Source organism: Pseudomonas sp. FG35 (assembly GCF_057809295.1).
The window spans coordinates 437,066-448,224 of sequence record NZ_JBMDJR010000002.1 but is presented as its reverse complement, the minus strand read 5'-3'; the positions used below and the strand labels follow the sequence as shown (position 1 = coordinate 448,224).

Genomic DNA, 11,159 nt, shown 5'->3' with positions numbered 1-11,159 from the left:
ATCTGCGATGAAAAAACTCTCTCTGCTGGCCGCCGCCACCCTGCTCAGCGCCTGCCAGTCGACCTCTCCGGCCGGCAAGGTCAGCCTCGACGGCGAAGTGTTTTACCTGCAACGCATCGCCCTGCCACCCAGTGCGACCTTGAGCGTGAGCCTGCAGGACGTTTCGCTGGCCGACGCTCCGGCCGTGGTACTCGACGAACAGACAGGCCCGGTCAAAGGCCAGGTGCCGCTGCCGTTCCACTTGAGCTACGATCCGGCCCAGGTCAAGCCCGGCCACCGCTACTCGGTCAGCGCACGCATTGAAGTCAACGGCGAGCTGATGTTCATTACCACCGAAAACCATGCCGTGCAGCTCGATGGCAAGGATCCGCAGCCACTGAAGATCCGCGTCGACGCCGCCCGCTGAATCTCTCCCAACAAGGAAGCCGCCATGCTCCGCCCCACCCTTCGCTTCGCCGGCCTGTGCGCGGGCCTGATGATCTCCGCCAACGCACTGGCCCTGTCCCTCAGCGACCTGTCGCAAGGCGACGCCACCGGCGGTCTCAAGGATGCCCTGACCCAGGGCGCGCAACTGGCCGTCAAACAACTCGGCACCCCGGGCGGTTTCAGCAACAACCCGGACGTGAAGATCGAACTGCCGGGCAAACTCGGCAAAGTCGCCGGCAAGATGAAAGCCTTCGGCATGGGCGCCCAGGTCGAGGAGCTGGAAACCGCCATGAACAAGGCTGCGGAAACCGCCGTCACCAAGGCCCAGCCAATCCTGGTCGACGCCGTGAAGAAAATGAGCGTGGAAGACGCCAAAGGCATCCTCAGCGGCGGCAACGACTCCGCCACCCAATACCTGGACAAATCCAGCCGCGAACAGATCCGCACCAAGTTCCTGCCGATCGTCAAACAGGCAACCGACAAGGTCGGCGTAGCCCAGAAATACAACGCCTTCGCCGGCCAGGCCGCGACCTTCGGCGTGGTCGATGCGAAAAGCGCCAACATCGAAAGCTACGTCACCGAACAAGCGCTCAACGGCCTGTTCGAAATGATCGGCAAACAGGAAGAAACCATCCGCAAGAACCCGGCCGCTGCGGCGACGAGTCTGGCGAAGAAAGTGTTCGGTACGCTCTAAACCGGCACCACACGGGAGTGAGTTTTCTCACTCCCGTTGTTCAATCCGTCGCCAGCAGACACACGTAAAAAGTACACCCACTCGCGTCCCATTTTCTTCTTCTCGAAAACCTGCAGCTCAACCAACCCGCTCAACGTCAACACCGCTGTGTTGTAGGCACAACCAAGATGCTCCTTGACGTTCCCCGCCGTGAACTCCTTCGCCACCCCGCTCCTGGCCACCTGATAAATCGCCCGCTGCCGCTCTGTCAGCCGATCAAAAAAGCCCGAACAGGTCAGCCAGCGCTCGAAGCCTTCGCTGTACGCCACACGCTTGCGGTACGCGTCGGTAAAACCCTCCACCGCCCGCAAAATCACCGAACACTGAAACTCGATGAAGTACGTCAGGTCGAGCTCATCAGCTTCGCTGTGCAAATACGACCGCCCGTACTTTACCGGCGCGTTGCGCAGTAAAAGACTGATCGCGATATAGCGGAATGCCGAAAACTCGTGCTTGAACATGAGCCAGTAAAACAGCGCCCTGGCGACCCGCCCGTTGCCATCGCGAAAGGGATGTTCATAGCCCAGGGCAAAGTGCAGCGTGATCGCCTTGATCAGCGGATGCAGGTAGTTTTTTTGCCGAGGTGAACCCTGTGGTTGATTGACCCACTGCGAGAGCAAATCCAGTCGCCTCACTAATCCGGCGGCAGGCGGTGGCGAGTGGACGGTATTCCCTTCGCCGTCCTGCACCACCACTTCATCGTTGGTCCTGAAAAGCCCGGGGTCGTACTGCTCGTCATCAATACCCTCGACACCGACCCGATGCATCGACGCAATCAACTCCACGCTCAAAGGCTCGTAACGTTTTTCCCAGGAGAAATTCATCATCCGGAAATTACCCATGACCATCCGCTCATCCGGCGTCCGGGGCTGGCGCCGTTGCTTGAGCATGTCCTTGGCAACACGGGTAGTGGTCGCGGCGCCTTCCAGCTGACTGCTGCTGATCGCCTCATCCTCGATCAAATCGTTAAGCAAATAACTGAAATGCGCCCGCTCGCCTATCTGGCTGGTCATGTACTCCAGCGACGCCGTCGTGGTTTGCCGATCAACCACTGAAAGGGCCTTCTGCGCGGTTGGCGTCGGCACAAACTTCCCCCACTGGGCCGGCTCCCCCAAAGGCAGAAGATGAATGTACTGAGCGGCCCGCGCCTTCTTGACCAACGCCCAACACAAACGCGAATCCAGCCCGCTGGCCCAGCGATACCGCAAATCCTCAAAAGGCAGATACCGCCCGTGATCATCCAGCGGCTTGAGCAACGCAAGATAGTCCGCCAGACGCTGCTTGTGAGGCGCGCGCATCAACAACTCAAAGACCGGATCGGCCCGACCTTTCAATACCGGCGGTTTCTTCATCAACGCTGCTCAACCAAGGCTGAAAAACAGCCTCGAGTACAGCACCGCCAACACAGCGACTCAATATCGGAGGCGTCTGAAAAAAACGTAGGAGACGACACAGAGTCCTACACCATTGTTTTGCTCAGCTGTCAGGCTGACATCGCTAGCAGGCCAGCTCCGACAAGATTGAGTCCAACCGATAGAGCATGGTTGGCAGACAGGCCGCCTTCGCGAGCAAGCTCGCTCCCACAGAAACGCGCAAAACCCTACACTCCGATGCGCTTCGCTTCTAACCACTCAACACGATGAGCGTTAGCTCGAGTACCGCTCTTGACGTGCTGGCCCCTTCGGCCGGCTGAGTGGAGGGATTTATCCGGGGTAGGCGCGTAGCGCCGTTCGACGAAGTCGAACACATCGAGAGGAGGTGCAGCGAAGCAAACCGGAGGCGATGCCCCCGGATGAATCCCGGAACGAAGGAACCCCGAGCCCCAGCGAGGGGCCGAACGCCGGGGCCCAGCGTTTTGCTTACTTTTGGGCGTTTGCAAAAGTGAGCCGCTGTAAGAGCGAAACCGCCAGCCGCAACACCCGCAGAAACGGATATTCCCCCAAAACCCCAAGAGCCTGGTCGGCCCAAAGGCCGCCAAGCTCAAACAGCCTCAAGCCTCCTTGCGAACCCGGAACCAAGCCGCATACAACGCCGGCAAAAACAAAAGCGTCAACGCCGTAGCAACAATCAACCCGCCCATGATCGCCACCGCCATCGGCCCGAAAAACACACTGCGAGAAAGCGGAATCATCGCCAGCACCGCTGCCAGCGCCGTCAGCACAATCGGCCGAAACCGCCGCACGGTCGCCTCGATAATCGCCTGCCACGGCTTGAGCCCGGCGGCGATGTCCTGCTCGATCTGATCCACCAGAATCACCGAGTTACGCATGATCATCCCCGACAGCGCGATCGTCCCGAGCATCGCCACAAACCCGAACGGCTGACGGAACACCAGCAGAAACAGCGTCACCCCGATCAACCCCAGCGGCGCGGTCAGAAACACCATCGCCGTGCGCGAAAAACTGCGCAACTGCACCATCAGCAACGTCAGCACCACGACAATGAACATCGGCACGCCCGCATTCACCGACTTCTGCCCACGCTCCGAATCCTCCACGGTACCGCCGACATCCAGCAGATAACCGTCCGGCAATTCGGCGCGGATCGGATCAAGCGTCGGCAGGATCTGCTTCACCAGCGTCGCCGGTTGCTCCTTGCCGTAAATGTCCGCGCGCACGGTTACGTTCGGCAGGCGATTGCGGTGCCAGATGATGCCTTCCTCGAAGCCATATTCCAGCGTGGCAATCTGCGACAGCGCGACGCTGCGACCGTTATCGGTGGGCACCGCCAGACTCGGCAGCAACGACAGTTCGGTGCGCTCGTGCACGGTTCCGCGCAAAAGGATTTCGATCAGTTCGTTGTCCTCGCGGTACTGGCTGACGCTGGATCCGGTCAGCGAACTCTGGAGGAATTTCGCCAGATTCGCCGTGCTCACACCCAGGGCCCGGGCGCGATCCTGATCGATGTTCAGGTACACGACCTTGCTCGGCTCTTCCCAGTCCAGATGCACGTTCACCACATGCGGGTTCTCGCGCACCTTGGCCGCGACTTTTCGGGCCAGCGCACGAACTTCCTCAATGTGCTCACCAGTGACGCGGAACTGCACCGGGTAGCCAACCGGAGGACCGTTCTCCAGACGCGTGACCCGCGAGCGCAGGGCCGGGAACTGCTCGTTCAAGGTGTCGATCAGCCACGTGCGCAGCGCTTCGCGTTCCTCGATGGTTTTCGCCAGCACGACGAACTGGGCGAAGCTCGCCGCCGGCAGTTGTTGATCCAGCGGCAGGTAGAAACGTGGCGAACCGGTGCCGACGTAAGCGACGTAGTTATCGATGCCAGCGTGATCCTTGAGCATCGCTTCCAGGCGTTTGACCTCACCCGTGGTATTGGCCAGCGAGGCGCCCTCGGCGAGCTTCAGATCGACCATCAGCTCCAGACGGCCGGAAGCCGGGAAGAACTGCTGCGGCACGAACCGGAACAACGCCACCGACGCCACGAACAGCAGCACGGTGAGCACGATCACGGTTTTACGCCGACGCACACACCACTCCACCAGACGCCGCACCCATTGGTAGAACGGCGTGCCGTAGGGATCGGTCTGGCCGTCCGCCGTACCGTGTTTGGCCGCGTGAATTTTCGCCAGATCCGGCAGGAGTTTTTCCCCCAGATAGGGCACGAACACCACGGCGGCCACCCAGGATGCGAGCAAGGCGATGGTCACCACCTGGAAGATCGAGCGGGTGTATTCGCCGGTACCGGACTGCGCCGTGGCGATCGGCAGGAAACCGGCGGCGGTGATCAGCGTACCGGTGAGCATCGGGAACGCGGTGCTGGTCCAGGCGTAACTGGCAGCCTTGATCCGGTCGAAGCCCTGCTCCATTTTGATCGCCATCATTTCCACGGCGATGATTGCGTCGTCCACCAGCAGGCCCAGTGCGAGCACCAGCGCGCCGAGGGAAATCTTGTGCAGGCCGATGCCGAGGTAATACATGCAGGCGAAGGTCATCGCCAGCACCAGCGGAATGGTCAGCGCCACCACCATGCCGGTGCGCACGCCGAGGGAGAAGAAGCTCACCAGCAACACGATGGCCAGCGCTTCGACCAGCACCTGAACGAACTCGCCGACACCGGTTTTCACGGCGGCGGGCTGGTCGGAGACCTTGCGCAATTGCATGCCGGCCGGCAGGTTTTTCTGGATCCGGGCGAATTCGATTTCCAGGGCCTTGCCCAGCACCAGAATGTCGCCGCCGTCCTTCATCGCCACCGCGAGACCGATGGCGTCTTCGCCCATGAAGCGCATGCGCGGCGCCGGAGGATCGTTGAAACCACGCCGCACGTCGGCGACATCGGAGATACGGAACGTACGATCACCGACCCGGATCGGGAAGTTCTTGATCTCGTCGACTGTCTGAAAATTCCCCGAAACCCGTAGCTGCAATCGCTCGCTGCCGGTTTCGAAGAAACCGGCGGTGGACACGGCGTTCTGTTCTTCCAGCGCCTGCTGCACCGCCGCCAGCGGCAAGCCGAGGGTGGCGAGTTTGACATTGGACAATTCGACCCAGACCTTCTCGTCCTGCAAACCAAGCAAGTCAACCTTGCCCACATCCTTGACCCGCTGCAGCTGGATCTGGATGCGGTCAGCGTAATCCTTGAGCACCGCGTAGTCGAAACCGTCGCCGGTCAGCGCATAGATATTGCCGAAAGTGGTGCCGAATTCATCGTTGAAAAACGGCCCCTGAATCCCCGGCGGCAAGGTCTGGCGAATGTCGCTGACTTTCTTGCGCACCTGGTACCAGAGATCCGGAATCTCTACCGAATGCATGGAGTCGCGGGCAATGAACGTGACTTGGGATTCACCGGGACGCGAGAACGAGACAATGCGCTCGTACTCGCCGGTTTCCATCAGCTTCTTTTCGATGCGCTCGGTGACCTGACGCGAAACTTCCTGGGCCGTGGCGCCCGGCCAGCGGGTCTGAATGACCATCGCCTTGAAGGTGAACGGCGGGTCTTCGCTCTGGCCGAGCTTGGTGTAGGACAAGGCGCCGACGATCGCCAGCAAAAGCATCAGGAACAGTACGATCTGGCGATTGCGCAGCGCCCAGGCGGAAAGATTGAAACCCATCGGGGATTACTCCTTGTCCGCCAGATTGACCACGCGGTTGGAGCGATCCACCGGACGCACCTGCTGCCCTTCCAGCAGCACATGGACGCCAGCGGCGACCACCCAGTCGCTGGCGTTCAGGCCTTCGAGCACCGGCACGGTTTTCTCACCGAACGGGCCGACGCGCACCGGGGTCTTTTTCAGGGTGTTGTTGGCGCTGACGACCCAGACGTAGGTCGCGCCGTTCTCGGCCGTCAGCGCCGAGAGCGGCACAGACAGCGGGATGACATCGGCGGTCTGCACGAAGACCCGGGCGCTCTGACCCAGTTCCGCAGGGACTTTGCCGGAGGTGAATGAAATGCGTGCGGCAAAGGTGCGGGATTTCGGATCGGCGGCTGGCGACAGCTCGCGGATCTGCCCGGCGAAGCGCTGGTTCTGTTGTGTCCACAGCTCTACCGACACCGGCTGGCCGACCTTGAAGCGACCGAAGCTCTGCTCCGGCAGGCTGATCAGCACTTCCCGTTCGCCGTCAGTGGCGAGGGTGAAAACGGTCTGCCCAGCGGCAACCACCTGCCCGACTTCCACCGAACGCTTGGCCACCACGCCATCCTGGGGCGCACGCAACACGGCGTAACTGGCCTGATTGGTCGAGACGTTGAATTCGGCTTTGATCTGTTTGAGGCGGGCTTCGCCGGAGCGATAGAGGTTCTCGGCATTGTCGTAGGCCGAGCGGCTGACCATCTGCCGTTCCATCAGGGTCTTGTAGCGGTCACGTTCGGCACGCACCAGGTTCAGGTTGGCTTCGGCGGCCGCAACCTGGGCCCGGGTGGCTTCCAGTTGCAGGCGTACATCCTGCGGATCGAGTTCGGCGAGTGGTTGATCGGCCTTCACGCGCTGGCCTTCATCGACCAGTCGTCGGCTGACTTTGCCGCCGATGCGGAACGCCAGATCCGGTTCGTAGCGGGCGCGAACCTCGCCCGGATAACTCTCCATCGCCTGCGCCGAAGGCTCTGGCTGCACCACCATGGCCGGTCGCACGCTGACTGGCGTCACCTCTTCCTTGCCACACGCCGACAACAAAAACGCCAGACTGACTGGCACCGCAAAGGACAACGCATGGCGGAACATGGTGAAGGACCTTTCGCTAAGGAGGCTTGGAATAATTATACTGGCCGGTATGTTATTAATAGCAAACTCACCAGTCCAGTATTAAAAGCGAAGAATGTCGAACAATCTTTCCACTCCAAACGGCCCCGGCCGACCGAAGGATCCGGCCAAGCGCCAGGCGATTCTCGAGGCGGCGAAAATCCTGTTTCTGAGTCATGGCTATGCCAACACCAGCATGGACGCGGTAGCCGCCGAGGCCGGGGTGTCGAAGCTGACGGTGTACAGCCATTTCAACGACAAGGAGACGCTGTTCTCCGCCGCCGTGGTGGCTAAATGCGAGGAGCAATTACCGCCGCTGTTCTTCGAATTGCCGGACGGCATTGCGGTGGAAAATGTGTTGCTGAACATTGCGCGAGGCTTTCACCATCTCATCAACAGTGAGGAATCGGTGAACCTGCATCGCCTGATCATGGCCTTGGGCAGTCAGGATCCCAACCTGTCGCTGATCTTCTTCGAGGCCGGCCCCCAGCGCATGGTGCAAGGCATGGAACGATTGCTGCGGCGGATTCACGAAACCGGCGTGCTGAGCATCGACAACCCGCACAACGCCGCCGAGCACTTCTTTTGTCTGATCAAGGGCGCCGGGAATTTCCGCCTGTTGTACGGCTGCGGTGAGCCGCTGACCGACGAGGCGGCGGAAAGTCATGTGCAGGAAGTGGTCGGGCTGTTCATGCGGGCCTATCGCCCCTGAAAACAAAAATCCCACGCCATGCGTGGGATTTTCTTATGCGACGGCTCAGGCCTTGAGCGCTTTCTTCGGGTAGATGTCATAGCGGCTGGATTTGCCGTCCAGCGCATGACTCGGTTTCGGCCCTTCGATACACGGCGCCTTGCGCGGTCGCTTGACCACCACCCGGTGGGTGGCCAGTGCCAACGCCGCTTCCAGCAAGGCCGGTGCATCCGGATCATCGCCCACCAACGGGCGAAACAGGCGCATTTCCTTCTTCACCAGCGCGGTTTTCTCACGATGCGGGAACATCGGATCGAGGTAGATCACCTGCGGGGGTTCGCCCTCCCAATTGCGCATCACCTCGATGGAGTTGCCCTTGAGCAGCTTCATCCGCGCCACGATCGGCGCCACATCGAAGTCTTCCGCCGCTCGGGCCAGACCATCCTCCAGCAACGCGCCGATCAATGGCTGGCGCTCGATCAGGCTCATCTCGCAGCCGAGACTGGCCAGCACGAAGGCATCCTTGCCCAGCCCCGCCGTGGCATCCAGCACCCGCGGACGTACGCCCTGGGCGATGCCGACCGCCTTGGCGATCATCTGTCCGCTGCCACCGCCGTACAACCGGCGATGGGCCGCGCCACCCTCGACGAAGTCGACCCGCACCGGCCCCGGCGCATCCGGTCCCAGTTGTTGCAGCTGCAAACCCTGCTCGCCGACCTGCAGGGCAAACTCGCCGTCAGCCACCTGCAACGGCAGGTTCAGGCGTTGCGCCCACTGCTCGGCCTGCGCTTCGAACGTCGGGCCGAGGGCCTCGACATGGATGCGGCAGGCCGCGGGTTGCTCAATCATGGAAAACACGCTCAAAAAAGTTAAGGATCGGCAAAAACCGCCGATAACCCAATCAACGCGCATTTTGCCAGAGCTGAGCGTCAACCGAAAAAAATGTCAGGCATTCTTCCCACATCGATTGGCTACCTTTCGCCCACAGGCGATTTCAGCCGTCATAACACTCAAGCATTGGGCGGCGTCAGCCACCTGTGGCAGGATTTTTTTGCCCAGGCGCTGGCCGAACAATCGAGTGATGTGGTGCCGGCCTGCGGCACTTTTCCGCCGGTTGACCTGGAAAGCCCTGAAGAACCGACCGTCGGCAGTGAACTGCATGCGCACATCATCAGCCAGCGCGAATGCGATGTGGTGGAAACCCAGGTGCGTCCGCCGGAGCCGCTGTTCCTGCCGATCGCCGAAATCGACATGACACTGGCCGAGCCGTACCCTCCATTCCCGCCGGAAGCCATCAAGACTCAGCAAAAACAGCAGGAATTCGACAGCAGCTGGGTTCGCCCGATCGTGATCAACAACGGTCAGCCGATTCCGGAACCGGGCCCTGCCCCGCAGAAAAAACCGCTGTACCTGCCGATTGCCGAATTCGATCTGGATCTGCTGCAGCCTTACCCGCCGTTCCCGCCGGAAGCCATCGTCGAGCAGCAGAAAGCCTTGGACTTCGATAACGGCTGGGTGCGCCCGATCGTTCAGCAGAACCTGCGCATCGCCGCCTGATTTCTCAGCGACACACGCTCCAGCGTCCGACATCGACATGAAAGTGGTTGCGATGGGCGGCGTTGTAATCCGGACTCAACACCACACTGAACGACTCGCAGGCACCATCGCGCACCTGACGTAGAAACTGCGCGTCCTGATTTTGCTTCGGCCAGTCCTTGAGTACGCTGATCGCGCGACCATCCGCCAGACGGAAGCCGGCAATGTCCAGCGCATCGGCGCTGGCGTGGCGACTGAGCGCGCCGTTCTCGCGGTTGTAGACGTTGCGGCAGGCGAAGCTGCCGAGGTGATCGACCCGCGCCACCGGCTGACCATAGGCCCGCTGCGCCGCCGGTTGCAGCGTATGGCGCTCGAACATCGCAAACGCCACGGCCAACGGGCAACTGGCGAGAAAGCTGCTGCTGAGCCCCACCCCGCCACCCTGCACGCGCAAGGCGCCGATCAACGGGCATTTGGCATCGGGGCTGTCGGCCTGTGGCGAAACCCGCAGACCGGAGCTGCCCAATGCCTGCTCGCACAAGAGCGGATCGCTGCGCAGGCGCATCAACTTGTAGCCCGTGAGCCAGTTGGGCGTCGCCTGCACGTCCAGCGGCGCCCACGGATTCCACCGCGGCGGCACATCGAGCCAGCCGCGCCAGACGCCGATCAGGCTGCCACCAATGATCAGCAGCCCTGCCAACAGCAGCCAGCGCCCCATGCTCATCCCTTGAAGAATTGATTGGCCTTGGCGTACGGCATCGAACGAGAGGTGAAGGTGAACGTGCCGGACTGCTGGATTTCTTCAGCCGCGCGGAAAAACTCGCCGAACGCCGCCAGGGCCAGCGCCGAACCGGTACTGACCCGCTTCACGCCCATTTCCTCGAGCTGCTGCACCGTCAGCTTCAAGCCGCCGGACATCAACACATTGACCGGTTTCGGCGCAACCGCGCGCACCACCGCCAGGACTTCTTCGGCGGTGCGCAGGCCCGGCGCGTACAGCACGTCGGCGCCGGCTTCGGCAAAGGCCTGCAGACGGCGGAGGGTGTCGTTGAGATCGGGATTGCCGTGCAGATAGTTTTCCGCACGGGCCGTCAGGGTGAAGGGAAACGGCAAGCTGCGCACGGCAGCGACGGCGGCTTCGATCCGCGCCACAGCGTGTTCGAAACAGTAGATCGGCGAGTCTTCCCGGCCGGTGGCATCTTCGATCGAGCCGCCCACAGCGCCCGCCTCGGCGGCGCGGATCAGACTCTGCGCCGATTCGGCCGGGGCGTCGGCGAAACCGTTTTCCAGATCCACCGCCACCGGCAGATCGGTGGCCGCGACAATCGCCCGGACATTGGCCAGGGTATCGTCGAGGCTCAGGCCGCCATCGGGATTGCCCTGGGAAAACGCATAGCCGGCGCTGGTGGTCGCCAGCGCCTGATAGCCGAGACTGGCGAGCATCTTCGCGGAACCGGCATCCCATGGATTGGGAATCACGAAAATCCCGGGGCGTTCGTGCAGGGCTTTGAAGGCTTCGGCTTTACGGGCTAGTTGTTGACGGGCTTGAGCGTCCATCGGCAGGCTCCTGGGCAGGAAAGAAATCCGCC

The 11,159-nt window shown here is 61.5% G+C and carries 10 protein-coding genes; 4 read left to right on the top strand and 6 right to left on the bottom strand.

Annotation, left to right across the window (positions count from 1 at the left end):
• Positions 1-7: 7 nt before the first annotated feature.
• Together ACODTD_RS06105 and ACODTD_RS06100 are read left to right on the top strand one after the other, a co-directional pair.
• A complete protein-coding gene (locus ACODTD_RS06105; RefSeq protein ID WP_011332666.1) occupies positions 8-406 on the top strand; it encodes a YbaY family lipoprotein in 399 nt (132 codons plus the stop codon).
• Positions 407-430: 24 nt separating this feature from the next.
• Positions 431-1,120 (top strand): DUF4197 domain-containing protein, encoded by a 690-nt coding sequence (locus ACODTD_RS06100; protein ID WP_221615112.1) that lies wholly within the window; start codon positions 431-433, stop codon positions 1,118-1,120.
• Here ACODTD_RS06100 and ACODTD_RS06095 read toward each other — a convergent pair.
• The 3 genes from ACODTD_RS06095 to ACODTD_RS06085 all read right to left on the bottom strand — a co-directional run bounded on the left by ACODTD_RS06095 (position 1,117) and on the right by ACODTD_RS06085 (position 7,325).
• Positions 1,117-2,511: a Fic family protein gene (locus ACODTD_RS06095; RefSeq protein WP_489104604.1), complete on the bottom strand. Its 1,395-nt coding sequence runs from the start codon at positions 2,509-2,511 to the stop codon at positions 1,117-1,119. The two genes, ACODTD_RS06100 and ACODTD_RS06095, sit on opposite strands and share 4 nt — an antisense overlap.
• A gap of 638 nt (positions 2,512-3,149) precedes the next feature.
• On the bottom strand, positions 3,150-6,218 hold the full coding sequence (locus ACODTD_RS06090) for an efflux RND transporter permease subunit (RefSeq protein WP_201816980.1): 3,069 nt from the start codon (positions 6,216-6,218) through the stop codon (positions 3,150-3,152).
• Positions 6,219-6,224: 6 nt separating this feature from the next.
• A complete protein-coding gene (locus ACODTD_RS06085) occupies positions 6,225-7,325 on the bottom strand; it encodes an efflux RND transporter periplasmic adaptor subunit (RefSeq protein ID WP_011332662.1) in 1,101 nt (366 codons plus the stop codon).
• 94 nt (positions 7,326-7,419) lie between these two features.
• Between ACODTD_RS06085 and ACODTD_RS06080 the strand changes: the two genes are divergently transcribed.
• Complete coding sequence (locus tag ACODTD_RS06080) at positions 7,420-8,055, top strand: TetR/AcrR family transcriptional regulator (protein WP_489104603.1); 636 nt, start codon at positions 7,420-7,422, stop codon at positions 8,053-8,055.
• A gap of 45 nt (positions 8,056-8,100) precedes the next feature.
• Here the strand turns inward: ACODTD_RS06080 and ACODTD_RS06075 are convergent, their stop codons facing one another.
• Positions 8,101-8,883 carry a class I SAM-dependent methyltransferase gene (locus ACODTD_RS06075; protein ID WP_007954738.1) on the bottom strand — a complete coding sequence of 261 codons (783 nt, stop codon included), beginning with the start codon at positions 8,881-8,883 and terminating at the stop codon, positions 8,101-8,103.
• A gap of 93 nt (positions 8,884-8,976) precedes the next feature.
• Between ACODTD_RS06075 and ACODTD_RS06070 the strand changes: the two genes are divergently transcribed.
• Positions 8,977-9,591 carry a hypothetical protein gene (locus ACODTD_RS06070; protein WP_011332659.1) on the top strand — a complete coding sequence of 205 codons (615 nt, stop codon included), beginning with the start codon at positions 8,977-8,979 and terminating at the stop codon, positions 9,589-9,591.
• Between the two features lie 4 nt (positions 9,592-9,595).
• Here the strand turns inward: ACODTD_RS06070 and ACODTD_RS06065 are convergent, their stop codons facing one another.
• Together ACODTD_RS06065 and ACODTD_RS06060 are read right to left on the bottom strand one after the other, a co-directional pair.
• Entirely contained in the window at positions 9,596-10,288 is a 693-nt protein-coding gene (locus ACODTD_RS06065; RefSeq protein ID WP_489104602.1) for an extensin-like domain-containing protein, read from the bottom strand.
• Between the two features lie 2 nt (positions 10,289-10,290).
• A complete protein-coding gene (locus tag ACODTD_RS06060) occupies positions 10,291-11,127 on the bottom strand; it encodes an isocitrate lyase/PEP mutase family protein (protein ID WP_489104601.1) in 837 nt (278 codons plus the stop codon).
• Between the last annotated feature and the right edge of the window lie 32 nt (positions 11,128-11,159).

Excerpts from the sequence above, each read along its gene's own strand:
- ACODTD_RS06065 (WP_489104602.1), bottom strand. The coding sequence starts at position 10,288 with ATGGGGCGCTGGCTGCTGTTGGCAGGGCTGCTGATCATTGGTGGCAGC.
- ACODTD_RS06105 (WP_011332666.1), top strand. The coding sequence starts at position 8 with ATGAAAAAACTCTCTCTGCTGGCCGCCGCCACCCTGCTCAGCGCCTGC.
- ACODTD_RS06095 (WP_489104604.1), bottom strand. The coding sequence starts at position 2,511 with ATGAAGAAACCGCCGGTATTGAAAGGTCGGGCCGATCCGGTCTTTGAG.
- ACODTD_RS06090 (WP_201816980.1), bottom strand. The coding sequence starts at position 6,218 with ATGGGTTTCAATCTTTCCGCCTGGGCGCTGCGCAATCGCCAGATCGTA.
- ACODTD_RS06080 (WP_489104603.1), top strand. The coding sequence starts at position 7,420 with ATGTCGAACAATCTTTCCACTCCAAACGGCCCCGGCCGACCGAAGGAT.
- ACODTD_RS06060 (WP_489104601.1), bottom strand. The coding sequence starts at position 11,127 with ATGGACGCTCAAGCCCGTCAACAACTAGCCCGTAAAGCCGAAGCCTTC.
- ACODTD_RS06075 (WP_007954738.1), bottom strand. The coding sequence starts at position 8,883 with ATGATTGAGCAACCCGCGGCCTGCCGCATCCATGTCGAGGCCCTCGGC.
- ACODTD_RS06085 (WP_011332662.1), bottom strand. The coding sequence starts at position 7,325 with ATGTTCCGCCATGCGTTGTCCTTTGCGGTGCCAGTCAGTCTGGCGTTT.
- ACODTD_RS06100 (WP_221615112.1), top strand. The coding sequence starts at position 431 with ATGCTCCGCCCCACCCTTCGCTTCGCCGGCCTGTGCGCGGGCCTGATG.
- ACODTD_RS06070 (WP_011332659.1), top strand. The coding sequence starts at position 8,977 with ATGTCAGGCATTCTTCCCACATCGATTGGCTACCTTTCGCCCACAGGC.